Annotated in this window: 18 protein-coding genes; 10 read left to right on the top strand and 8 right to left on the bottom strand. The window is 49.5% G+C overall.

Going from position 1 to position 24822, the window contains the following annotated elements:
• Window positions 1-32 precede the first annotated feature (32 nt).
• Complete coding sequence (locus tag KW848_RS14760; protein WP_218537297.1) at window positions 33-2027, bottom strand: nucleoside-diphosphate sugar epimerase/dehydratase; 1995 nt, start codon at window positions 2025-2027, stop codon at window positions 33-35.
• A 1288-nt stretch (window positions 2028-3315) separates the two neighbouring features.
• Here KW848_RS14760 and KW848_RS14755 point away from each other — a divergent pair.
• From KW848_RS14755 to KW848_RS32450, 10 genes are all read left to right on the top strand, one after another.
• Complete coding sequence (locus KW848_RS14755) at window positions 3316-4146, top strand: ABC transporter permease (RefSeq protein WP_309140074.1); 831 nt, start codon at window positions 3316-3318, stop codon at window positions 4144-4146.
• Window positions 4136-5470 carry an ABC transporter ATP-binding protein gene (locus KW848_RS14750; RefSeq protein ID WP_218537296.1) on the top strand — a complete coding sequence of 445 codons (1335 nt, stop codon included), beginning with the start codon at window positions 4136-4138 and terminating at the stop codon, window positions 5468-5470. Before KW848_RS14755 ends, KW848_RS14750 begins: the two co-directional genes overlap by 11 nt.
• A 7-nt stretch (window positions 5471-5477) precedes the next feature.
• On the top strand, window positions 5478-6617 hold the full coding sequence (locus KW848_RS14745) for a class I SAM-dependent methyltransferase (protein WP_218537295.1): 1140 nt from the start codon (window positions 5478-5480) through the stop codon (window positions 6615-6617).
• A complete protein-coding gene (locus tag KW848_RS14740; RefSeq protein ID WP_218537294.1) occupies window positions 6617-8662 on the top strand; it encodes a glycosyltransferase in 2046 nt (681 codons plus the stop codon). The genes KW848_RS14745 and KW848_RS14740 overlap by 1 nt, the downstream gene beginning before the upstream one ends.
• Window positions 8663-8833: 171 nt before the next feature.
• On the top strand, window positions 8834-10129 hold the full coding sequence (locus KW848_RS14735) for a hypothetical protein (RefSeq protein WP_309140073.1): 1296 nt from the start codon (window positions 8834-8836) through the stop codon (window positions 10127-10129).
• A 43-nt stretch (window positions 10130-10172) separates the two neighbouring features.
• Window positions 10173-11369, top strand: coding sequence for a glycosyltransferase (locus KW848_RS14730; RefSeq protein WP_218537293.1), 1197 nt, complete (start codon window positions 10173-10175; stop codon window positions 11367-11369).
• Window positions 11366-13399 (top strand): HAD family hydrolase, encoded by a 2034-nt coding sequence (locus tag KW848_RS14725; protein WP_218537292.1) that lies wholly within the window; start codon window positions 11366-11368, stop codon window positions 13397-13399. Before KW848_RS14730 ends, KW848_RS14725 begins: the two co-directional genes overlap by 4 nt.
• Before the next feature lie 370 nt (window positions 13400-13769).
• The gene (locus KW848_RS14720; protein WP_218537291.1) at window positions 13770-14768 is read left to right on the top strand and encodes an acyltransferase; all 999 of its coding nucleotides are present in this window, start codon (window positions 13770-13772) and stop codon (window positions 14766-14768) included.
• A 329-nt stretch (window positions 14769-15097) separates the two neighbouring features.
• Window positions 15098-16813, top strand: a complete 1716-nt coding sequence (locus tag KW848_RS14715) for an acyltransferase (RefSeq protein WP_218537290.1) — start codon at window positions 15098-15100, stop codon at window positions 16811-16813.
• Between the two features lie 215 nt (window positions 16814-17028).
• Window positions 17029-17175: a transposase gene (locus tag KW848_RS32450; RefSeq protein ID WP_218537289.1), complete on the top strand. Its 147-nt coding sequence runs from the start codon at window positions 17029-17031 to the stop codon at window positions 17173-17175.
• 208 nt (window positions 17176-17383) lie between these two features.
• Here the strand turns inward: KW848_RS32450 and KW848_RS14705 are convergent, their stop codons facing one another.
• The 7 genes from KW848_RS14705 to KW848_RS14675 all read right to left on the bottom strand — a co-directional run bounded on the left by KW848_RS14705 (window position 17384) and on the right by KW848_RS14675 (window position 24753).
• The gene (locus tag KW848_RS14705; protein ID WP_218537288.1) at window positions 17384-17722 is read right to left on the bottom strand and encodes a 4-amino-4-deoxy-L-arabinose-phospho-UDP flippase; all 339 of its coding nucleotides are present in this window, start codon (window positions 17720-17722) and stop codon (window positions 17384-17386) included.
• 7 nt (window positions 17723-17729) lie between these two features.
• On the bottom strand, window positions 17730-18437 hold the full coding sequence (locus tag KW848_RS14700; RefSeq protein WP_218537287.1) for a class I SAM-dependent methyltransferase: 708 nt from the start codon (window positions 18435-18437) through the stop codon (window positions 17730-17732).
• The gene (locus tag KW848_RS14695) at window positions 18427-19428 is read right to left on the bottom strand and encodes a glycosyltransferase family 2 protein (protein ID WP_256365176.1); all 1002 of its coding nucleotides are present in this window, start codon (window positions 19426-19428) and stop codon (window positions 18427-18429) included. Before KW848_RS14695 ends, KW848_RS14700 begins: the two co-directional genes overlap by 11 nt.
• A complete protein-coding gene (locus KW848_RS14690) occupies window positions 19412-21367 on the bottom strand; it encodes a hypothetical protein (protein WP_218537286.1) in 1956 nt (651 codons plus the stop codon). Before KW848_RS14690 ends, KW848_RS14695 begins: the two co-directional genes overlap by 17 nt.
• Window positions 21368-21848: 481 nt before the next feature.
• Window positions 21849-22874, bottom strand: coding sequence for a glycosyltransferase family 4 protein (locus KW848_RS14685; protein WP_218537285.1), 1026 nt, complete (start codon window positions 22872-22874; stop codon window positions 21849-21851).
• The gene (locus KW848_RS14680; protein WP_218537284.1) at window positions 22871-23833 is read right to left on the bottom strand and encodes an SDR family oxidoreductase; all 963 of its coding nucleotides are present in this window, start codon (window positions 23831-23833) and stop codon (window positions 22871-22873) included. Before KW848_RS14680 ends, KW848_RS14685 begins: the two co-directional genes overlap by 4 nt.
• Window positions 23830-24753 carry a glycosyltransferase gene (locus KW848_RS14675; RefSeq protein WP_218537283.1) on the bottom strand — a complete coding sequence of 308 codons (924 nt, stop codon included), beginning with the start codon at window positions 24751-24753 and terminating at the stop codon, window positions 23830-23832. The genes KW848_RS14680 and KW848_RS14675 overlap by 4 nt, the downstream gene beginning before the upstream one ends.
• Window positions 24754-24822: the final 69 nt, after the last annotated feature.

Below are 24822 nucleotides of genomic sequence, written 5' to 3'. Positions count from 1 at the left end.
GCCGCTCTCAAAGTAAGTCGCATATGTGGGGATCAAGGTTCGAGGCGACGCTGCTGGTAAATCCAGTCGACGATATCGCCATCCGGTGTGTAGCCACTGACTGTCTCGCGCAGCAACTGACGAACCCGGGAATAGTCATCCAGCTCAACGGCAGCAAGCAGTTCAGTCAGCCTGGCCTTGAGCACCTCCCAAGCTAGGTGATCTTCATTGGCACTCATGATCATTGGATGCGGGGTTGCTGCCACGTTGTCACCAATCAGCAACTCTTCGTAAAGCTTTTCGCCCGGACGCAGGCCAGTGAATTCGATTGAGATATCGCCGTGAAGATTTTTCTCCGAGCGAACACTCAGACCCGAAAGGTGAATCATCCTCTCCGCCAGCTCGACAATCTTCACCGGTTCGCCCATATCGAGCACAAACACGTCGCCGCCCTGCCCCATCGATCCAGCCTGAATTACCAGCTGCGCCGCCTCGGGAATGGTCATGAAATAACGGGTGATTTTCGGATGGGTGACCGTCAACGGTCCACCCGACTTGATCTGCTTATGAAACAGAGGAATAACTGAGCCGGAAGAACCCAGTACATTACCAAACCGGACCATCGTGAATCGGGTTTTATTTACCCGAGATACGTTAGCCTTATCGCCGAAAAACACCGGCGCAATCTCCCGACTCAGCGCCTGAAGGATCAATTCGGCCAGCCGCTTGGTACTACCCATCACATTGGTCGGGCGCACCGCCTTGTCTGTGGAAATCAGTACAAAGTTCGCAACACTTGCCTGCAATGCAGCCTGAGCGGTATTGAGTGTTCCAATCACATTATTCAGCACGCCTTCGGCGATATTGTGTTCAACCATAGGAACGTGTTTGTACGCGGCTGCGTGATAGACCGTGTCTACATTCCAGGTCTTCATTACATCAAGGAGCTTATGGGGATGACGAATGGAGCCCAGGATAGGCAATAGCCGGACAGGCAGCGACTCACGGGCAATACGCTGCTCAAGCTCGAACAAGATGCTGTAAAGATTGAACTCACTATGCTCGAACAACAAAAGTGTGGTCGGACCAATGGAAAAAATTTGCCGGCACAACTCCGAGCCAATCGAACCGCCAGCTCCCGTCACCATCACCGTTTTACCCTTGATACAGCGCGCCAGCAGATCGGGCTGCGCCGGAACCGAATCGCGCCCCAGCAAATCGGCGATATCAACCTCCTGGATGTCATCGACCGTCACCCGGCCGCTGGCCAGATCAGTAAAATTCGGCACACTGCGAACGTGAAGCGGAAAGCCTTCCAGAAGATTGAGAATCTCCCGACGTCGCGCTCGAGTCGACGATGGCAGAGCCAGAAGAATCTCCTCCGCCCCGGTCACCTCGATCATCTGCTGAATATGCTTGGGCTTGTAAACCTTTAAGCCAGCAATCGAACGATCCGCAATGCTTGTATCATCGTCGATAAAAGCGACAGGCCGCATAACCCGGCCCATACGCAGAGCAGCAACGAGTTGATTGCCCGCGACACCGGCTCCATAAATGGCCACCTTGGTCAGGCCATTGTCACGACTGGTGAATGGAACGTGCTGGGCGGCGGTGAACCAGTCACCCATAAAATATTGGCGCATACAAAGACGTAGCCCGCCAATGATGACGAGGCTCAACCACCAGTAGTTGAAGATAATGGAACGTGGCACCACAGCTTCGTGGTTGCTATACCAATAGACAACGACCGCAAGTAGCAGGGATGACAGGCTGACGGCCTTGATAATGGCAATCAATGCGTCGTTGCCAAAGTAGCGCATGACCGCGCGGTACATACCGAAGCGGACGAAGAGAGGGACCGCCACCACCGGCGCGCACACGAAGAGCCAGAAATGGACCTTAAGGGGATTGTACATGCCGTCAATGCCCAGACGAACGATGAAGGCAAGCCATAGGGCAAACCAAACCAGCACCGTATCAGTGGCCACCTGTAACAATCTTTTTTGCCTACGAGGCAGACCCAGCAAAAAAACTCTAAATTTGTCCATAAGTACTTGACCTGCCAGGTCTGTCCCTCGTCACTAGATCTGTTACGTCATTGTACATAAACATCCCACCTCATCACCTTAAACCTGACGATAGAGACTGCGCTGCGATCAATGATTGCACACCATACGTATGCATGCCTGCAAGACGTTCAACGACAATGGCCGCTAACAAAAAATGATCCTGCGCCAAGCTGGCTCGGGCAGAGGAGCACAAAACCGCTTACACGTCTATATAAGGAGCTTCGCCGACAGCATGTTTGCGACAACCGCAAAAGCAGATTAGCTCATGCCCGGAGCAATTCGTGGATGACCTCGATAGGCAGTAAGCCTGTCGGCATGGTCCACCCTGGCCACTCCCGGCCAGTGTGACGACCTCCTCATCAGTCTGAAAAGCAACAGGCGGCGATGCTTTCGACTTCACTGTAGAGCGCGAGTTGTGGTGTTACAAAGCCGGCGGCGCGCCCCCTCCTAAGGGCACAACCCGGGGGCGCATGATGAGGACAGGTTCGCGACAGAAATCATGTACCTGCGTCGGCGATCAAGCCTCGGTTTGAACGTGGGGGATTATGAACGGTTACGAATGATTTAGGGGTTATACGACCGAATTCGAGGGTGTTACACTTGCTTCCATACGTTTGGATTCTGTCGCCTCCAAGGGGCGAATGTCTATCATGAGTCACCCAAGAAAAACAGCCAGCGAAGGTGCTTTGGGGAGTAGATCTGGAGATCAGCTGGTGAGCCTATTCAAGACGGCGCGGATTAACGTCGGTGTGCTTTATCGTATAAAGAAAAAATCAGGCTCGCTAGAAAGTATCGATCGTGCGTTACCAGCCCCGAAACAACCTTCGACAGAATCTGTTCAGAGAAAGCAGCCCCTATCAAAGGCTCCAATCACTCGCGACACCGACACTGGCAAGAGCTTTTTGGCGGATCCACTCAGATCATTTACTACCCCCCCTCTCAACCGCAAGATTTTAGCTCTTGTTGCGTAAAACAGGGGGATTCAGTTCCTCAGCGAGTGTTGATGGAGACCAGCAGCATTTTCCGCAACAAAGGGTCATGCCCTCTCGGCGACCAATCCTTGAAAAAATGGCTCTGTGATTCGCTTATACTAGGCCACGCAGGGATGGAGAGGTGGCTCGTGATGCCGATCCGGCATTTGCAAGCAAGCAATCAGATTGGTGTGCTGAACTCTGCACTGAAACTATGCACGCAGATTATTGACGCAGGCAGAGCAACCCCCCAAAGGATTCAAAAAGTGAGTGTATCGATGCATAAGGCAACACCGATCAATCCACATAGCAAGCATTCAGTTTCTCCGGTCACCTTGATTTCGTGTTTGTGGCGCAACCGCCGACTCACTCTACAAATGACAAAGAGAGAAGTAATCGGACGGTATCGCGGGTCAATGCTGGGTTTGGCATGGTCTTTTTTTAACCCGGTGCTGATGCTGTTGGTATACACCTTCTTCTTCGCGGTAGTGTTCAAATCGCGCTGGGGCACGGGCGGGACCGACAGCAAAACTGACTTTGCCGTTATATTGTTCGTAGGCATGATCGTTCACGGCTTGTTTTCAGAAATCCTGAATCGCTCTCCAAGGCTGATCCTGGATAATGCTAATTACGTCAAAAAAGTTGTATTCCCTATCGAAATACTTCCGGCCATCAGTATCGGCGTGGCACTTTTCCATGCGACGGTGAGTCTTGCTGTCTTATTGATCGCCTTCTTGATTTTCAACGGCTTTGTTCAATGGACCGCTGTATTTATACCGTTGGTAATATTGCCACTCATCATACTCTCGCTGGGGGCTGCCTGGTTTCTTGCTTCACTGGGCGTGTATTTACGCGACGTGGCTCAAACTATTGGTCTTTTCACCACCGTGCTAATGTTTCTTTCCCCGGTTTTCTACCCTGCCACATCATTGCCTGAGGCCGTACGTCCATGGCTAATGATCAACCCGCTCACCTTCATTATTGAGCAATCACGAGAAGTGATGATATGGGGGAGACTCCCAAACTTTCAGGGTTTGGCGATTTACACACTGTGCGCAGTCATCATTGCATGGCTAGGCTATATCTGGTTCCAGAAGACAAGAAAGGGGTTTGCTGATGTCCTCTAATGACTTAGCAATTTCGGTTGCGGGCGTCTCAAAGATTTATCATCTTTATGAAAAACCACAAGACCGACTGAAGCAAATTCTCTGGAAAGGCGCTACTAATCCCAGCGATGAATTCTGGGCGCTGCGGGATATCAACTTTGATGTAAAGAAAGGCGAAACCGTCGGTATTGTGGGGCGTAACGGATCGGGCAAATCCACGCTGTTGCAGATCATCTGCGGGACCCTTACTCCTTCGCATGGCCATGTAGAACGTCAAGGTCGTTTGTCAGCTTTGCTTGAACTCGGCTCTGGTTTCAATCCAGAGTTTACAGGGCGCGAGAACGTTTACCTAAGTGCGTCGATATTGGGATTATCAAAAGAAGAAATTGATAATCGATTTGATAAAATCGCCGGATTTGCTGACATTGGGCAGTTTATCGACAGCCCTGTAAAACATTACTCGAGCGGTATGTTTGCCAGATTAGCATTCTCAGTGTCTGTTCACGTCGAACCCGAAATATTGATCGTCGATGAAATTCTTGCTGTCGGCGATGCGGCATTCCAGCGACGCTGCCTTTCGAAATTTTACGAAATACGTGATCGTGGTTGCACCATCCTTTTTGTATCACATGACCAGTATCAAGTTAAATCGGTTTGTGAGCGAGCGTTGTACCTCAAAGAAGGCCGACAGGTCATGTTCGGTCCTGCACCTAGAGTCATCGATCAATACATGATCGAAATGGAGGCTCAGGTTGCCCAAAGTACCACCGCAGCATTCGCAGCAACACTGGCAGCAGCGGCGACGGCCGAAAGTCACGACACTTCAGAATCTGGGGAGTCAGAAGCCGACAAGCCAAAAAACGCCGCCCCCAAAGCGACTCTGAGTAACAGCGAGTCTGCGGATCAGCTGTTTAAAATTACGGATGTCCGCCTGACTGACACCGAAGGCACCGCACTGGAGACCGTGACAACCGGGCAATCCGTGAGTGTGTGTTTCGATTTTGTCGCACTGGTTGATACGCCGCCGGAAGAGATCAGTTTCGTCTTCAATCTATATAGACATGATGAGCTGTATCTATGTGGCGCTACCACATTGATGGACAAAATCCCGGCCTACCGTTCCTCAAGCGCAGGAACTGTATCGATTGACTTTGCAGATCTCCCTCTGCTGAGCGGTCAGTACAAGTGGCGGGTAGCAATTAACGACAATGTTGGATTCATAACTTACGCAGAAGCAAAAAATGCGTGCTCGTTCCGTGTTGAAGATAACTTCAAAGCGGTTGGCATGTTAAGCCTTCCGCGACAGTGGAATTTTCAACCAACGATCTCAACAGTATTTGAATAGGCCACAAATGGAACGGTTAGATATCAACTCTGCTCCAGAGAGAGCAAACATAGAAGCGTCAATCCATTTCGCGAGATACTCGGTTGCCACGCCCTTTGTTAAAAACAAGCGAGTCCTGGATATCGCCTGCGGTGAGGGTTATGGAAGTTACCTTTTAAAGCAGGCCGGAGCCGAAGAGGTCGTCGGCGTAGATGTGTTCGTCGACGCAGTGAATCGCGCTACCCGTTCGTTTGGTGGTCCTGGGATCGAGTTTACTGCGGCTGACGCGACAACCATCGAAGACAAGTTTCCGCCCGAGTACTTTGACGTTATCGTTTCGTGTGAAACCATTGAGCACATTGAAGATCCGGCAGCCTATTTGCAATCACTGAAACGTGTCGCAAAGAAAGACGCGATCATTATCATTAGCTGTCCAAATGACTATTGGTATTTCCCGGAAGAGCATCAGCGCAACCCGTACCACTTGCGCAAATACCGATTCGAGGAGTTTCAGCAGCTCGCCAGCAGCGTACTGGGAGACAACGTCAATTGGAGCATAGGAACCGCGGTCTTTGGATTCGGCTCAACGTCGCTAGATATCGAGCGAGACTATGAAACTGTTCCTGATAGCTGGATGAAATTCAACTCAGTCCAAGGTGCATACCTTGTAAATGGTGGCGAAAAACCGGAATTTAATACTGAGAACTGCAGCTATTATTTCGGCATCTGGAATGCACCTGAAATCACTAATGGTGCTGCTGTTTTCCCGATCAGTATGGACGCGTATGCGCGCATGGTTCATGCAATGGACGGGACGTTGCTTGTGGACGAAAGGTTGAAGGTGGACACTCTCCATCAGGGTTTGACGACCCTTCAAATGGAAGCTGATACGCTTAAGGCGGACTTGAGAAAAACACGGCTTAACTATCAGGCAACGCTGACGGAAAATGAACTAGTAAAAGAAAGATTGCAGGTGTTCAACTCCACTCAGCATGAATTGAATGCAGTAGTGCATGCGCTTCAGACCGAAGTGGCAAGAGTGACCGCAGAACGTGATCAAATGCGAGTCGGTTATTACCGTTATCTCCGCTTGGGAGGGCTGGTTCCTCGCCATGCTCGAGCGTTGATAAAAAAGGTCTTCAGAATTGTTCGCAGGAACCCTAACTAATGAAAGTGCTAGGGCTGGATATAATCCCGGGGCTTTCGCGCGGGCTCTATGTTTATGACAATGCGCACGCTCTTCTGGCGTCTGATGCCTGGCGGGAAACGGGGCCGAACATCGGCAGTAGTGGCGAGAACCTGACGATCTCTTTCCTTTCGATGAACCGCTCGTCGCTATCGATCAAGCTACTCAAATCCATTGAAGAGTTCTTACCGCATTTCGCCGGTGAAGTGCTGATTATCGATAACGGCTCTTCGGCAGAAGAAATCGAGCGGATGCGTGAGGCGTGCAAAACGCTATCTTTCCGCACCCGTATTGTAGAGCTTGGGCAAAATTTCGGTGTTTCAGGCGGCCGTAATAGAACCATTCCACATGTCACGACGGAATGGCTGATGTGTCTGGACAACGATATCTACTTCACGATGAATCCGCTAAAGCAGATTCAGCATGATCTAGCGGTTCTTGGCTGTCATTTCATGAGCCTTCCCTTGCTGGACCCAGATGGTCAAACAATCTTCGCCAGGGGCGGTCACGTTTATGTGTCGTATGAAGAGGGCGAACTTCATATCGGTGCGGGAAGCGCTTCCCTGCAGACAAAAATACAGGACGTTATCAGTCAGCCGTTCCTCGGGACTTTCCTGTTTGGTGGTGCTTGTGTCGTTAACAAGGACACGTTCTCTCGTGTCGGTAGTTATGACGAGGGTATGTTTGTTGGCTTCGAGGATATCGATTTTTCGGTACGCCTGTTCCAGCAAGGCTACAAAGTCGGTTGCGCATCGGTATGCGCTTTGGTGCATGACCACCCAATGCCAGATTCAGACGCTGATCGCAACTATGAAAAAGAACGTTTTTCTCGCGGTGTTCTTCACAAATCTGCGATGCACCTTGAGGCAAAACACGGTTTTAAGATCTGGGGTGATGCGGTAGACCATTGGGTCCAGTCACGGCACGATGAACTGGGGCTCAACAATGAAGCCGATCATATTTCCGCTCCCGTAAAGTTGGTACCGGAAGAGCATGAAAAGACGAAAATCGCACTAATCATCGATACAGATAACTGGGCGTTTGGAAATATCGCTCGGCAACTGGAACGCTACTTGAGTGAGCAGTTCGATTTCGTTGTGATACCGATGGACATCATCGACAACATCGACAAAATATTCATGATGACCGAAGACTGTGACATCGTGCACTTCTTCTGGAGAGAGCATTTAACACTCATCGGCACGCCGTACTACAGAAGTTATGTTGAAAGCCTTGGCATGCCATATGAGTTGTTCCATGAGCGCTTTATTGCCACTAAAAAGCTCAGCACAAGTGTTTACGACCACCTGCTTCTAGAAGAAGACGAACTCAGTGGCCGCGCCCATCTTTTTACCGAGATAGTCGCTGGCTACACTGTGGGCTCTGAAAAATTAAACCGCATTTATTCCGAAGTAAGCGGCTATCCGGAACCCACCCGCGTGATCGAGGATGGTGTCGACCTGACAAAATTCATGCCCATGAATATTGAACGCCTTCAAGAAGTCGGTCAGCGTGAACTGGTCATTGGCTGGGTTGGAAACAGTCAGTGGGCGGCAGAACTCGAAGACTTCAAAGGTGTGAATACGATCCTCAAGCCAGCAATTGAGCAGCTTCAGCAAGAAGGCTTTGCTGTAAAAAGTCTGTTCGCTGACCGGCAGGATCAATTCATCCCCCATGACCAGATGCCTAACTACTACTCAAAGATCGACGTCTATGTGTGTACGTCGAAGATAGAAGGTACGCCTAACCCTGTTCTGGAATCGATGGCCTGCGGAGTACCGGTTATCAGTACTGATGTCGGCATCGTGCCGCAGGCTTTCGGTGAATTGCAGAAGGCCTTTATCTTGCCTGAGAGAACAGTCGAAGCGCTCAAGGCCAGTATCCGCAAGCTCGTCGAAGAGCCTGCGTTGCTGACTCGGCTATCAACAGAAAACCTTGAAAGAATCAAGGAGTGGGACTGGTCTATAAAGGCTGCAAAGTTTGGTCAGTACTTTGAAAGCCTTACAGCGATCGACAGCCGTACTTGAAATCAGGGGAATGCCGCAGGTTCGGATCAGCCTGCGGCATGCAAAACGGCTCGAGCGTATGGTTGGCGCAGGTATTCCGGTATCGCAATCGACTGGACATACCTGCCTTATCCGCTATCACACTCCTCAAAACGCTAATCGACATCGATCCCCCTACACGGAATATATGCAGTGAAAAAACCTCCATCGGCGACGAGTGACATCAGAGGAGCCAGCATTGAAGGAAGATCTGATTCGTTCGAACTTTTCGGAGAAATGGCAGACACGCTCCTGTATTGGGTGAGCGAACTGCATCGCAAACTCATTGAGAACGGCGTCAAGCAGGTATTCTTTCTCTCCAGAGAGGGACAACCGCTCAAGCAAATGTTCGACTGCTACTGCGCTCGCGTGGGTGTCCCGATTCAGAGCCGTTACCTGGAGGTTTCTCGCAGATCAACGCTGCTGCCTTCTCTGAATGCGCTGAGCGAAGAGCGGTTTGAAACGCTTTTCCGGCAATATCGGCGAATGTCGCTGCTGGAGTTTCTCTCGAGCCTTGGGCTGGATGAGTTCTGCACAGAGCTGTCAGCCTTGTTGGGCCTGACGACTGAACAGTCTAATCAAAGGCAAGAGGACTTCCCCGAAAGCGACCTCTTCTCCCGACTTAAGGCGTTGCCACGATTCATTGCGGTATATGACGAGCAACGGCTGAGTCGTCGAAAGGCATTTTGGCAGTATCTATCCGCCCTCTCGGAAGGTGATGTTCCCGAAAACCTAGTGGTCGTGGACGTCGGCTGGAAGGGCACGATTCAGGACAACCTTTACGCGCTGTTGTGCAAGGGACCGGCATCGCCAGTCAAATCAGTTACGGGCTACTACATCGGGCTTATAGCACCAGGGGCGGCAGGTTCTGCGAACTCCAAGCACGGCCTCCTGTTTTCCTCCATTGCAGGCCGTACGTCGCGGTTTCATGTCTTTAATGAAAATCGCGCCCTGTTTGAAATTCTCCTGGCGGCAGATCATGGTTCAGCGGCCAGCTACCAAATAGACACTAATGGTCGGGCTAGTGCCATCCATGACACGTTCCATGAGCAGGAGATGCTGGAGTCTCTGGTGTTTCCTGTTCAGCGTCACATCTTCGCTCGTTACAACCAGTTGCTGGACGCCATGACTCTGCAAGCTGGTGCGCAGTCGTTCGGTCTTGAGCAGATCGCTCGCAGCCACGCGCGCTTGGTTTTCCAACCCTCACAGCCCGAGATCGACTGGTTTTCTTCAGTATTTCATGTTGAAAACTACGGTGTGTTTGAGCGCTCTTTCTTTACCGGCGCGCACAAGGTCCCGAGCTTTTCTGATAGGTTGAAGTTCATGCTCACCGTCCTGAGGCGCAACGGACGAGGACTGCTTGGGTTCTGGCCATGGAAGAAGCTCGATGAGCGGGTTGGCCGCCCAATAGCCAACTTATATGGATTAATCCGCTATTTTCAGAAGTAATCATAAATTGAACGATAGAAGAATTTGCTTTCTCGTAGGCTCGATGGCTATTAGCGGTGGCACTTACGTCATCATTCAACATGCCAGCTACCTGCGTAATCATGGATATGACGTAACGTTGGCGGTTCAGGAACCTTTTTCGGCGGCGACGCTTTCCTGGCATGACGAAGCGCCGAAGCTTCGTTGTCTGCCCATAGAAGAGGCCAAGCAAGAGTCTTTCGACCTGGTTATCGCCACATGGTGGAAAACCGCTTTTGAGCTTGGCAACTTCGACGCCAGAAGGTACGCGTATTTCGTACAGTCGATCGAGTCCAGGTTTTATCCTGAATCGGAAGGGCCATTGCGCGCTTTGGTTGACGCTACCTACCACTTCCCGATCGAATACGTGACTGAAGCTACGTGGATCCAGCATTACCTGAAAGACGATTTCAATCGGGATACCACTCTGGTACGCAACGGTGTTCGCAAGGATGTGTACTCACAAACGGGTGTCACAAGCGCTCCTCGCCCTACTGATGCGCAACCCAGAATTCTGGTAGAGGGACATTTTGGTGTCTCCTTCAAAAATACGGCCTTGGGTGTTCGATTAGCCAGAGAAGCCGGCGCGAAAGACATCTGGGTTCTGACGGGCTCCCCCATCAAGTGGCTTCCCGGAGTGTCCCGGGTATTTTCCCGGGTGCCCATGGTCAAGACTGCCGAAATTTATCGCTCTTGCGATATTTTGATCAAGCTCAGTACGGTTGAAGGAATGTTTGGTCCACCGCTTGAGCTGTTTCACTGTGGCGGCACCGCCGTAGTCTTTGATGTTTCCGGACATGACGAATATATCGTGAACGGAAAAAATGCGGTCGTAGTCTCCACGGGTGACACTGACGGCGTCGTCAGTGTTCTAAAAAAACTCATATGCGACCGTACTGAGCTTTCACGGCTTCAGGAAGGAGCGCGCCAGACGGCCGACATTTGGCCTTCCTGGCACGACTCTTCGACTCTTTTCTGCGAATGGGTAGAGAAGAGTTTGGAAGGTCCACTCATGGAAAAATCTGTTTTTACAGAGTTGACTGTAAAAGCGTTCAACGAGTACTCCGTTCAAGAAAAGCAGCGTCTCAATGCAAATCGTTGGGTCGTTCGCCGTCATAAACTCAGTGAACTTGCCGCCAAACTCCCCGCATGGCTCAAGCTTCGGATCAAACAGCTGGAAGCAGTGGGTGAAGTGATTTTTGGTGGGCGAGAAGTACGATGATCTACAAAATCAAGACTGTTGATGTCTGGGACACCTTGCTTAGAAGAGATTGCCACCCTGAATGCATCAAGCTGGCGACTGCTGCTCATGTATTTTTCGAGCTGGCTGGACACTTCAAACCGCTGTACACGGGCTATTGGGATATCTATCAGGCACGGGTGGATACAGAAGCCCGTCTTGCGAGGACAGCTCGAGAAGCAAACAGGGACGAAGAGTACGAAATCGTTCATGTGCTCAAGGAATGGCTGGAAACCATTTTGCTCTCTTCCTTCGATGAGAGTCTGCCCCAGCGCTTTGCCGACTATGAGCTTTCAGTAGAAGTGCGTCGTACTTTTCAGGATCCGGATATCGAAGAGTTTCTCAAGCAGCACTCTGCCGAAAGAACGATATTCCTGTCTGATTTCTACATGACCTCTGACATGCTCAAACACTTGCTCGAGCAGAAGGGGCTCAGTCATCTCTTTGAGGATGGCATGAGCTCGTGCGACGTGGGCTTGAATAAACGTTCAGGAACGCTGTTCAAGCATGTGCACGAGGTCTACGGGATCACTCCTCCCGAACACGTGCATGTAGGCGATCACCCTTGGTCGGATGTAGAGTCCCCTGCGCAACTGGGTGTTACCGGCATTTCATTCGTGCCGGACAAATCTCACGCGGCCAGGAAAGAGCGAGAGAGTCTGTTTGCTTCGCGTGAGGCGCTGTTCCAGCATCTTCGACAGCTCAGTATCCAAACAGCGGAGTCGTCAATACCTGCGCGGCAAAAGACAGAAGCGGCAGCGTTTCGTTTCGGAGTAGAGGCCGCTCCACTGTTCTTGGGCTTTGCCTTGTGGATTGCCGAGCAAGCAGTCGCTGAGCGTCTGGATCGAGTCTTCTTTCTTACCCGAGAAGGCGAGTTTTTCCGCCGTATATACGAAATTATCTTTCCAGATCAGACGCTTTTTGGGCATCTATTGCCAGCTTATGCGGAGCTTGAGGTCAGTCGACTTTCTACGTTCGTCGCTTCAATGGAAGAAATCTCGAATGATGAGTTCAATCGTATTTGGCGCCTGAATCGCTCGCAAAAGGTTTCCGGGCTGTTTTCCACATTGGGTCTGGAATGCGCGGACTTCGCTGATCTTTTATCTGAGGTTGGGTTAGAGGCTTCGGATGTTATTGACCGACCTGATGAAAACGAGTCATTAAGCAAGCTGATACGGGCGCCGGCATTCACGGCTGCCGTAAACAAAAAGATACTGGAACAACGTGAGCTATTGAATGAATACCTTACAGAAAAAGGTATTTCACAGAAGGACAAAGTCGGCCTGGTTGATATTGGCTGGCGCGGGACAATCCAGGACAATCTTGCGCGAATAAAGCCTGCTACACACTTTCACGGGATGTATCTTGGTCTGCGAAAGATGCTAAATCCCCAAGCGTCGAATGTTTCAAAGCGCGCCTACGGTGCTGATGAACGGGTTGATGCTGATACAGGCAAGCTGTTTGAAGCGTTTGCCGTCCTTGAAATGCTGTGCACATCAAACATGGGCAGCACGGAGAAGTACGTAAGGTCGCAAGGTAAGGTAACCGCGTATCGAAACGTCTCAGCCGAGGAAAATAGCTCCCACAGTGAATTTTCCGTTCACTTCCAGGAGGGTGTCGCGCTGGCTGCCCAAGTATGGGGACCGTATCTGGAGCGTTATGTGGTGAGCTCCGCGGAACTGCGTGCATCGGCCGTGCATGTCTGGAAAAAACTCAGTGTCAATCCGGATGCTGACTTGGCAAAGATCTTCATCCATACCCCTCAACACGACGTTTTTGGCTTCGGTGATATCTTCCAGAAGAATCAGGCTCCGGCACTATCTACGATCTTTCTTTCCCCATTCAGTAGCACTGCGCGTCGGCAGGTGATGGACTACATCCGTCGAGTTCAATGGACCTCTGGAATCAAGCATCTCAATGGAATTGGTCCCGTGCACAAGGCCGTGCTTATTGCTCTCTTCACTGTGGCCAACGCGGTCAAACGTTATCGGATGAAGTCTCGTAAAAGATAGCTGATTAAGCTTGCCTACAGGGAGTAACCGGTAATCTCGCCCCTAAGGATGAGATTGCTGGGTTACGTCCAACAAGGTGTGACTACCCGCCACCTACTCGAGCGCTTGTCGCATGCACAGACAGTGGCCGACTACGAAATACTACTATCTTCGAACTGCTCGTCAGAAATGCCACAGTAAAAATCTGACTCACCTTAGGGTAGGTAGGCGCCGTGGTTAGGATGTGCTCGATGGCGGGCTGAGTATCGGATGAATGCTACGGGCTGATAAACTTGTGCTCCCGTTTTGCTGTGAGCACTGCCTCCCCCGGAATGGAGTTGCCAAGTTCCCACTCTTAGCGGAACGACTCGGTTGAATAGAGAACAGTTAAATGTCAGATAAACAAAAAATTCACGGTCTGGACTATGCACGTGCCATTTTCTCGATCTTCGTCGTGCTATGGCACTTCCACGTTGCCGGAACTTCGACCATTTTCAATTCGGTGACAAATTCTCCATATAGTCCAAGCGCCTCAGACATAATCAATTTCAACGTCTTTCTACAAGCAGTTCCTTTCTTTATTCTTGCCTCGTGCTACCTGTACGCGGAAACCGCCACATCGATTCGATATCTTGGCCGTCGCGTCGTGAGAATCGGCACACTGATCGTGTTCTGGGCAGTGGCCTATCATCTTTTCTATGGAGGAGCAGATGGGCTGATCCAGGCCATTGATAAGCTGAATGAACGTCCGGTCTACCAAACCGTGACCGCGCTTGAGACATACTCATTCTTTGTTGGCCTTCTAATCTCCGTCGCCCTTTCTGCTCTCGCGGCTTACTGCAACTTAGCGATACTAATACTCTGGGTTGTCCTCGGCTCAACGGCTGTCTGCTACTTTCAATGGCAGACCATCGTGCAAGGAACTATCTGGACTGGATCTTTCTGGAACCCTCTAAATTACGTAGCATATCCGGCCGCCGCTGCGTTGGTCTATAGGCTTACTAAATCGCCCTCTGCACTAAAATTCCTCGGATGGGCCTCAGTCATACTTTTTATAATATCCACTACTCTGGAATGGAGATTCCTGGTTAATCCGTCGTTCTTTCCCGGCCAAGGATATAATCTGCCGGCTTATACGCGGCTCTCATCGATGCTCTTTGTCATCTTTGCGCTGATTCTCTGTTTGAAGGTCTCTCGGCCAGCAGGCCCGATCGTTCAGTTCATGTCCAGAAACTCGCTCGGTCTGTACTGTATTCATCCATTTTTGTTGGCACCGCTGAACAGGTTGGATCTGCCGCTTTGGGTAAGGGCGGTAGTGGCAATCGCGGCAACGTATGCAATAGTTATCGTGCTCAGAAGGTTCTTCCTTAGGGAGGAAGTCTTGGCGTAACCGATGCCAGTACATTTGGGACGGGAGGTAGGGGCCAATCGATATTGAGTGGCCAGTTCTACTGCTCGGGTAGCTCACGCGTGGTACCGCATCCAACCGTCCAGACCCTGGCTGAGCCCTGGTAAGACCTCAACGGAAAATCTTGAAGGACTTGGTCAGACTCACACCCTTTTGCGAAGTGCGCATTGCTTTTTCTTCAGGTAAAAAGTTCCGGCCACTGCCGGCGCCCTGGGAGGATCCGCAGCAACTGCTACGCAGTGATGGGTGTGGGTGTCCTTGGGGAGACTCCCTAGAAAGAGGCACTGCTTTACGATCAGGTGATACTATGTATGCTCATAAAAACCGCAAAGGAATGGTCAAATACCGTGACTAAACATGTTCCATTTGGAGAGAGAAGCTTATGGGCCCTCCTCCTTTCGCTGCCAATTGCATATTTGTTTACTTCCATTCTTGCGCCTTACTTCCTAACGCTGTTCTTTAGCGGAATCCTGGTTGATGTAGAAATAAATGCCACGGGCAAAAAAAACGACTTATCACTTGGCGCAGAAGTATGGATGGAAAAACCAATTTTCATAGAGAAAATACCAAACGGATGGGAGTCCAGAGGCGATAGACTCGTATCATATATCCCACCATACGGACCACTTAAGCTTTCCATCCCATCGAATAGCCAAGGGATAACTTTTATAAAGCAAAACAGATCTGGATCAGTAAAAATAACTTACGGACTATCAAAAACAACGATTGATCTTTATAGCCCTACCGAAGTACCAACTAAACTAACAGGTTACGAATTCCTCGCTGGATCTAGCCTTTTTTACAAAGCCCTAACACCATCTATTTTTATCGTTATATTAATAGCCGCATTCACTTCTATCCTTACAGTATTACGAAGGGATTCAGCGCTAGCGATTATCATTGATAGGCCAGCAGAATCAAAAAACACAAGGTATGAACCTAGACTTGACCATCTTAGATTCATAGCCGCCTCCATGGTGATTTTCTATCACTGCTTTACTGACAACTTTGGACTCGGCCATAGCACATACAACCCTTTCCTCGGCCTGGTTGAGCAGGGTCATATGGGGGTCGGGTTATTCATGGTACTTAGTGGCTACCTACTGACAAAGATCGCATCAGGAAAAGAGTTGAATTATTTTGACTTTATAAAAAATAGAGTAATAAGAATTTACCCTCTATATATTTTTTGCGTATTGATAATGCTTTGCGGGTGGAGCTCAGAATACTCTTTCACTCAAGCACTGAGTATGTTTTTTCCATTTGTAAATGCATTGCAAGGCGTACAGCTTCCGATGTTTGCACACCTATGGACAATAGCCGTCGAGTTTCAATTCTATCTGATCTTCCCATTCTTAGTATTATTTCTAGATAGATCAGGCTTTCGCTTCATTATTGGAATGCTCGTCTTAACCATATTTTTCAAGTATCTAATGTGGTTCAAAATAGGTTCTGTAACAAACGTTGCATACATGACGCTTCTGGGGCGAATAGATCAGTTTCTTATCGGAATGGCTGCTGCTTACCTTGCAAAAAGATACATCTCAACAAAACAGATTTCTACAAGGTGGCTTGTAGCGGCGATAGCCGTATCGGCAAGTATTATCAGTATTTTCTGTGGCTATAAGGGTTTGATTGGCATGAATCAATCCTGGTTCATGGCATTTTGGCCGTCTGTAGAGGCTGCGATGTGGGCAATATTAATTGTCAGTTACTCACACGCGCGTATCCGTATACCTGAGGCACTCGATGTTAGCCTTGCACGCCTAGGTCAACTCAGCTTCTCCATGTACTGTATGCATTACGTTGTTATCCCATTCACAAATTCTCACTTCGTAGATCTCGGAGCGGCTCGTGGTAGTGTTGCCGACATTCTAATGCAAACTGCATTTTTAACTGTTCCAGCTATCATCATCTTTTCTATGCTGACCTATGGGATTATTGAGAAGCCATTCTTCTCGCTAAGGAGTAAGTACGCGACAGGACTCAAGGTTGAAAAGGCTCGCCATCCTGAAAGCGTATCGTAGCGGGATAGAAAACATCCCTCGACGGGGAGGCTAGCTGGAAAGGCGTGTAATCCACTGCGACGAAACGAGTGTACGGGTGATGAAAGATCCAGATCCAGATCGAGAGCCAGCCAGCCAATCTAGATGTGGGTGAAAACCGGCAAGGTTATCACGGCTACCTGATGACCGATGATACGCTAGCTATAACGCTTTGGGCGCGTAGCCTGGTGTCGAACGTGGGTACGTGGGTACGTGCGCGGCGTGGCGGTGCGCTAACCGAAGCCGGTTATTTGCCGATCGAAAACAATGTGGGAGAACGTACGATCAAGCCCTTTGTGATCGAGTGCAAAAACTGGTTGTTCAGCGATACGCCCAAAAGCTGATGACCAGCGCTCAACTTTACGGCTTGGTCGATATGGCTAAAGCCAACGCCAAGAACCCTTTACGTGGCTACGCCAGGCACTTGAGCATATGCCGCAAACCCCAAGCGTAGAGGACTTCAAGACCTTGCCGCCGTGGCGGCTGCACGCCGAAAATCTCAAGATAGCAATAGATCCTCCGCCTTAAATATGGGGTTCATGAAGAGTTTACCTACGATCGACTCGCGACGGCAATTCCTAACATGATTAGAGAAACCCCAACAAAATACTGCGTACTAAATCGCTCGTCGAACACAATATGACTGCCAATAGGCACCAAAACAAACGCCAATGCCATCACTGGATAGACGCGGCCTAATTCAATCTTTTGTAAGATCCAGACCCACGCTACGGATGTGATCGCATAAAGCAACATTGCGCTGAACAACGCCGCCAAAGCACGAAATGTGAACAAAGTTCCGCTAGCTGCCAACGCAGCTGCACTGACCTTGAAAAGAATCTGGCCAATCGCCAGGCCTATAACGCAAAGTACCGCCCAAATATATAGCATGTCAGCCCTATGGCACTTCCGATTTTTCAACAATGGCATGAAACGCGACGAAAAGATTTAAATCCATTGAAGCCAATTTGCATGGCCACCATGACTCGCGTGCGTTGGGGAAATAGTGCCGCATTAGTGCAACCAAGTTATTGCACGGATTAACATGCTCTCTAGCCATTACATAATCGTAGGCAATGTTTTGTGCTATCGCACTCTTGCGCGGCCCCAGTGTCCTGCCAAGTCGCCATGCTATACCTGGATCTGTCGGAATCAATATCGACAACGTTCCACCCGGCTTCAAGACTCTACGCCATTCCTTGAGCGCAAGATGGGGATAATAGATATGTTCGAGAACATGGGTCGCAATAAGCCGGTCGTAGCTATTATCTTCAGCATCTATTCTACTTCCCTGCTGCACAGAGAAAGTCAGACGTCCCTTATGGCGGGCTGAGGTCTTTCCAGACGCCACCTCCAGAGTTTTGGCGTCCATATCCGTTAGTACATACTCATCGAAATCATGCTGCACGAAAGCAAGATGCTCTCCCGTTCCCGCACCAATTTCCAATACCCGATTGAATTTCACACTCTCGCCAAATGGACTTTCGGTCAACTTATGACTAGCCCGCATTACAAATGACTGCAACGGACTGCCATAGTTGCTATCGTCATACACATCAGCAAAGCGTGCTCGGTAGTCGAGCCATTCTTTATCTTCATTCTGCAATTTCTTTCTCCAAACTTTTAGTCATCGCAACCTTCTTGTTACGATGAAATGGCCTATCTGGAACCGATCGAATATCCTGTCCCAGAAATGCAAGAACCAATTGTAAACCCACAATAAAAGGTAATGCTGACAACATTACAGTTCCAGGCGAAGACTGCAAACCCGTATCGACGGACCGCACCCAACTATGAGTTCCGAATACAACCCCAAATAGCAGCAGCGAGCAGCCAACGGGCAGTTCTATAGATGCCAGGGACATGTCCCGCAGGTAGTAATTATAAAAAACCCGCTTGAAAAAGTTCCTGACATGCTTAACCAGGAACTCCCCGACCACCGCAGAAATTTTTAAATTACTGACCTCATCACCATATTTTGCTTCCATCGGTACATCGACAACCACGGCACGCAGGGTGTTTAACCTAAACAACATGTCCGTCTCGAAGAAGTACCTTCGACTGATTTTTTTCATTGGAAGGTAGCGGACTACGTCGCGATGGATAGCGGTATAGCCATTCGTGGGATCAAAGAGATTCCAATATCCAGACGACAGTTTTGCCATGAACGACAATACAGCATTCCCGAACAACCGCATTTTCGGCATTGCCTGAACTTTCTCTAGATCAAAAAAACGGTTCCCTTTAGTGTAGTCAGCCTCGCCATTCAATATAGGCTCGACAAAATCGTTGATCAATCCCGGGTCCATTTGCCCATCACCATCGAGTTTGACAATGATGTCCATACCATCGGCAACCGCAGCCTCATAGCCGGTCATGACAGCACCGCCTACACCCTGATTAATCTCATGCCACAACACCCTGACACGAGAGTCGGAGCAAAATTTTTCAACAAACGCGCCGGTTTGTTCAGGGCAACAGTCATCAACAATATATATACGGCACACTTCATCGCCAATACCGCCGATCACATCAAGCACGTGCCCCCGCACCTTATAGCTTGGAATAACGACCGCAACATTATGATACATGCGCATTTAATAACTCATTCTTTTCAGCAGTACCGTTTCGACCAAAGGAAAGCCCCAAGGCCATAAAAAATACGAGAAGCGACATCACCACCGAAGGCCAAAGATATCGGTAGTCCTGCGCCCCCATTAATAGAGTCAAACTCATCAAATTACATAATAAAGGAGCAAACAGTAGCCACACCGCAGGTTGCGATCTAATGGCAATGATACACATCGAAATCAAACCGATAAGCGTGTACAACGCAGGCCGGGTATACACTGTACTTCGTTGAACGAAATTCTGATTCAGCTCATCTATCCGGCTTTTCAAGGCAGGCAGAAGCGAATGCGATTGCAACCCAAGTTCCCGCTGCTCCGGCATGCTGGTTATCTCAGCTGGCGAAATGCTGAGCCATTCGTCTTCGCGACCACCAATTCGCCAGATTAGCCCTGTCACGCAAGTCTGGTGCTTTAAAAAGACCAACGGGTAATTCCATATTGCTTTTAAAGCTAACGAATTCAGCTCGGAAGTGTGTTCACCTAAGAAACTCCATTTCTTGCGAAGCTCTGGGTGCCAGAATAAAGGCACAACCGACTCGCATTTATAATTCTCACGCCATTCTTGCGCTGGAAGCAATCTCTCGAGAAGTTGCCTGTCGCCTGATTCCCACTCCACCCCTGCAGTTTCCATTGAACCCAAAACATGCATCGCAACGATGGCGCGATATTGTGGCAAAATAGGCGATACATTCAAAACTGTCAGGAGCAGGGTCTTTATCATCAAAAAAATCGCGATCTGCGAAATCAACGTAACACCTACCCGGAGGCGCGTCTGACCTGTCTTCGCAAAAAAAAGCAAAGCCGCAAAAAACATGACACTTATTAATATGCCGTTATGACGCATGGCAATAATAAGCACACCCGCCATCCCCATCAGAAATAGAGAGTCAAGCCTCAGCGTCAACCCGCGACGTACTTCACGCGTAGCCAAGGCGCTAAGAAGGATTATACCTGCGGTAAACGGAACATCTTTCCATAAGGTTGTGACAATAAGAAAGTTTGCCGGAAAAAGAGGAAATAGCAACGCCGCGAGAGCAATCACTCGTGGAGAAGCTCCCCATGCCAAGCACTCTTTAAAGAAAAACCATGTAGCACTGGTAAATATCAATATTTGCAGTATAACTGCGGATTGCGGCTGCGGATAAACATAGAACGCTAACTTATACAGTTGAGTTGAAAGAATGGGATGTGAATCGTTGTACTGACCCGAAACTATCTGCCCCCATTGATTTATCGAGTCCGGCGACATTTGACCTGGCCAATATGCAGCTAAAACCAAGCCATATACGGTCAGGCTGGATAATACAATCCACGCATGCATCCAGGCACTGGCCGACGAAGCGCTACTGGTTGGTGATACTGCTCGACGCCCGAGAACCAGCAGGAGTATGAAAAATGCGACGAATGCAATCCCAAACGGCTTGGCGGCAGAAATAGCGTTTGCCCACAGACTAAACTGCATTGGTGCGATTTTTCTGAGATCGACCTCGATCATGCCTTGATTTGGGGAATACAGATCAATGCGATGCCCTACCTGTCCATACTTGACTTCGACTATTCCAGAGTACTCACTCGTTGCAAATCTCAGGAATTTATCCGATTTAAGCGTTAATGCTGATTGCAGGACAGCGGGTTGATTTCGAAACGAAACCAACGAGTTGTACTTAGTCTCCCAACCGGGATCGTTGCGAACAATCTTTGCCTCTAATCTTTCAGAGTCAGTTGCGCGTATCCAGACCTCTGCCGACTTTGCGTCCGGATTGTGCTCACCAGTGGCCACGATCGTCAGATCCGTTGCCGCCTCCTCCTCAGAAAAAGAGATCGGTAGCATAATGACGAAAAAAAGCGAAAAAAGGGCTGACATAATTCCAGCTTTTACTGCAGACAACACGAACAATTTGTTCATTCCTTTTGGAGGCTCATTGAGTCAGACCAATCAAATCAGCTTTCGGAGCTCTTATTTTTTGTGCGGACGCCGCGATGCCTTCGCGGCTACCTGACCAACCAGTTTGATGTGTCAAAGCGGGCGAATTTCCGATAAAAAGTGAAATCGGGTCAGAGAATAGGGAAACTATCAGGACCGATTGATGCTGTCAAAACAGCGCTGCTGGAAGAATCGAAAACGATGACAGCATCCACAAAAACGATGATGTCATTGCACTACGTCTGTCCTGCGGCGTGACGGTAATCCTTTCCTGAAAAAGTACTCGTCTGAAGTAGAATTTTCTCCTGATCGGCACAAGGTTTTTTTGTGTGAAGACATCACGTTTATCTGACAGCTAAATCATTGCCCCTCGAACAACCGAGAAGATTTATCTGCCGTTTCCGGCTGAGCATGTGGTGCAGCACTGAACCAGGTATTGCCACATTGAGAGCCTTTCTACAGCTCAAGAATCAGCCTTCTCCTCCAACGCTCCCGCATTAAATAAACAGGCTATAAACACGAGCGGAGTGTACGCAATTACCATTCCGAGTATTTCATCCAGCAATCCCAGCCCGACAAAAATCGAAATTGGCACCAACCAGACAAGATTAATGACGACAACCCCAAGCGTTACGCCTCGATGACTCTTGAAACGACGGGATGCATACTGATAGGCGTGGCTGCGATGCGCCTGAGAAACTTTGTCTCCACGCATCAAACGTCGCAGCAACGTCCAGGTAGCATCAACAATGAAAACTCCGAGCAGAATCAACCAACTCCAGAGCAACTCCGGCGCTGTCCAAGCCGCATGGAGCGCTAAACCGCCGAGAATGAAGCCGAGAAATCCACTACCCGCGTCTCCCATAAAGATACGCGCGGGAGGAAAATTCCAGCATAGAAACCCGGCCACCGCTCCAGCCAAAACGAACGGAACCCATATCAGGCTGGCGTAACCACCTAGGCAATACAACGCGCATGCCCCCAGACATACGCATATAGCCTCCGCGCTGGCCAAGCCATCAATGCCGTCCATAAAATTGTAGAGGTTCAGCATCCAGACAAGGTAAATCAGCGCAAGCACAGTGCCGAACCAGCCCAAGTCAATCGCCGTACCAAAAAATGAAATGGATGCGAGGCCATTAAGCCAGTACAGCGCCCAGCCAGCTGCAATGAAATGCCCCAAGAGCCGCCATCTAGCGGCAATATGGCCATGATCATCGGCGAAGCCTATAAGCGCGACCAAAATTCCCGCACCCAGTAACCCTATAAGCAAAGGCATACCAAGCAGCCCCATGGCAGCCAACACCGGCAGCGCCCCTGCAAACGCCACCACAATAGCCACCCCACCTCCGCGAGGCGTAGGTACGGTATGGGAACTACGCTCGTTTGGTATGTCCATTAAACTCTTGGCCAAGGCATACCGACGTAAGACATAGGTCAGCAACCAGGAACTTGCGAACACAGCAGATAGCAACAACCAAAAAGTCATTTCGTCAACTTATCCAGATAATGGTCGGCGGTTTTGCGTAAAGCTTTATCCACACTTACCGAGGGGCGCCAATTCAAAACATCACATGTTTTGCTAATATCAACCTGCAACGAGCTGCACAAACGTTGAACAACTGCTTTTTTACCCAGGAGTGAGGCACTTAAACTCAATACAAAATCAGGTATCGGGAGCAACCATGCTTTCGTGCCTAAGGCACGAGCCATGCGCCGAAGCAACAAAGTTGTAGATAGATCCTCGCCATCACTAACCAGAAAGATATTGTTCGCCGCCGCAGGATGATCGATACAGGTCACGATGAGATCCACAAGGTTATCAAGCGCCACCAGACTGCGTTGATTATTAATAGCCCCCAACGGTAAAGGTATGTTTCTATGCAGCCAACTCATCATGCTTAAAAAATTGGCCTTCACCCCCGGGCCATACACAAGTGGTGGTCTGATAATAACAACCTCCATTCCTGTGCTCAGGCCAATCCGCTTCAAAGCATCTTCAGCTTCTTGTTTCGAGACTCCGTACGGATCTACAGGTGCTGGAGGATCGTCAGCCTTAAAAGAACTCCGTGGCGCGGTACTTTCGCCATTAACCTTGATTGAGCTGATAAAAATGAATCGTTTCACCCCCGATTCGGCAGCTTTCTGGGCGAGCCTAACGGTTCCGTCCACATTGACTTTGCGAAACTCCGAAAGAGAGTCCGTTGAGTTTTCGTTCATCACATGCACTCGAGCCGCGGCATGGATCACTACTTGAACGTCATTCAGGGCCAGCGATGAAGTTGTGTTAGTTAGGTCGAATGAGACTACCCGACACAAACCAAGCAATCGTGTAACACTGCGCACGGCGGCAACAGGGGTGAATTTTTTATCGAGTAAAAGCCTGAAGACCAATGCCTCACCAACGAACCCGCTGGCCCCCGTCACCAAAACTTGTGGGCCTTTCATTTATTCCTCTTTCCAACAACTGCAGTGGTACAACAGATAAAAAAGAAGAACACTTTATCGCGGAATCGCCGCCGGCATATCCAGGCGCTAAAGGAAAGCTCCAATAACTGCCTGCGCCCTAACTCCAGCCATGCTTCAACAAAAGGTTCTCTGCTCTGGCCCACCAATGAAGCAATCAATCGCACCTGAGTAAACCACCAGCCGTCATGAATCATTTTATATCGGGCAATCAAAGGAGCCAATCCAGTGTTAGCCCCTACTTGGTTACTATCATGCTGGCGATACAGCATGGATGGAACCGGGTCGATGAACCATTTGTATTGGTGACTTCGGGCGAAGGCGTAACAGTACCAGTCATGCAAACTGACTTCCTGTAATCGCTGCCAGTTGGCAAGCATGGAGTCCTTCAGCGAGTCCGCCAATCTCTTGTTCAACACGTAAGTACAACCCGGCCCAGCAGCCTCAAACAAAAAATCCCAGGCAACTTGCGGTTGTGCCTTGTCCAACAAATGTGTTCTACCGTCTGGCCAGAAAGCCGTTACATTACTTGAATACGCATCAAATTCACCTGCCAGCAAAGTCTGGGTGGCCCGTTCGAGCTTGTCTGAGTGCCAAATGTCATCCTGATCAGCAAACGCGATGAAGTCATAACCCTCGAAATCGACATCACGGATGAGACGGAAGAAATTGCGTGATGCACCACCGAAATTACCGGCAGCCGGTAGCAAAACCACATCGCTGCGTTCAGCGAAAAAGCTAGCGCACCAAGCTTCGGTGCCGTCTGTCGAAGGATCAACACTTATATAGACGGTAACATCTACCGCTGACTGACTTAGGATCGAGGTAATCTGCTCTTCGATCCACCGCATTCCGTTGTACGCAGCCAGCAAAACTGCTACCTGTGGATATTTTACTGGCATGCCAATCCTGCTTACATTGGTTTAACACTTCAAATCGAAAAGAGGACGCTCACATCTCAGTGGAAAACA

It is taken from the genome of Pseudomonas sp. PDM25 (genome assembly GCF_019219045.1).
Classification (GTDB): Bacteria; Pseudomonadota; Gammaproteobacteria; order Pseudomonadales; family Pseudomonadaceae; genus Aquipseudomonas.
Note: the sequence above shows the minus strand (reverse complement) of the source record. Positions and strands in the feature narration are given on the sequence as shown.

Bases quoted from the DNA above. Each gene is read 5' to 3' on its own strand.
- KW848_RS14760 (WP_218537297.1), bottom strand. From the start codon at position 2,027: ATGGACAAATTTAGAGTTTTTTTGCTGGGTCTGCCTCGTAGGCAAAAA.
- KW848_RS14750 (WP_218537296.1), top strand. From the start codon at position 4,136: ATGTCCTCTAATGACTTAGCAATTTCGGTTGCGGGCGTCTCAAAGATT.
- KW848_RS14745 (WP_218537295.1), top strand. From the start codon at position 5,478: ATGGAACGGTTAGATATCAACTCTGCTCCAGAGAGAGCAAACATAGAA.
- KW848_RS14740 (WP_218537294.1), top strand. From the start codon at position 6,617: ATGAAAGTGCTAGGGCTGGATATAATCCCGGGGCTTTCGCGCGGGCTC.
- KW848_RS14730 (WP_218537293.1), top strand. From the start codon at position 10,173: ATGGCTATTAGCGGTGGCACTTACGTCATCATTCAACATGCCAGCTAC.
- KW848_RS14725 (WP_218537292.1), top strand. From the start codon at position 11,366: ATGATCTACAAAATCAAGACTGTTGATGTCTGGGACACCTTGCTTAGA.
- KW848_RS14720 (WP_218537291.1), top strand. From the start codon at position 13,770: ATGTCAGATAAACAAAAAATTCACGGTCTGGACTATGCACGTGCCATT.
- KW848_RS14715 (WP_218537290.1), top strand. From the start codon at position 15,098: ATGCTCATAAAAACCGCAAAGGAATGGTCAAATACCGTGACTAAACAT.
- KW848_RS14705 (WP_218537288.1), bottom strand. From the start codon at position 17,722: ATGCTATATATTTGGGCGGTACTTTGCGTTATAGGCCTGGCGATTGGC.
- KW848_RS14695 (WP_256365176.1), bottom strand. From the start codon at position 19,428: ATGCGCATGTATCATAATGTTGCGGTCGTTATTCCAAGCTATAAGGTG.
- KW848_RS14690 (WP_218537286.1), bottom strand. From the start codon at position 21,367: ATGAACAAATTGTTCGTGTTGTCTGCAGTAAAAGCTGGAATTATGTCA.
- KW848_RS14685 (WP_218537285.1), bottom strand. From the start codon at position 22,874: ATGACTTTTTGGTTGTTGCTATCTGCTGTGTTCGCAAGTTCCTGGTTG.
- KW848_RS14680 (WP_218537284.1), bottom strand. From the start codon at position 23,833: ATGAAAGGCCCACAAGTTTTGGTGACGGGGGCCAGCGGGTTCGTTGGT.
- KW848_RS14675 (WP_218537283.1), bottom strand. From the start codon at position 24,753: ATGCCAGTAAAATATCCACAGGTAGCAGTTTTGCTGGCTGCGTACAAC.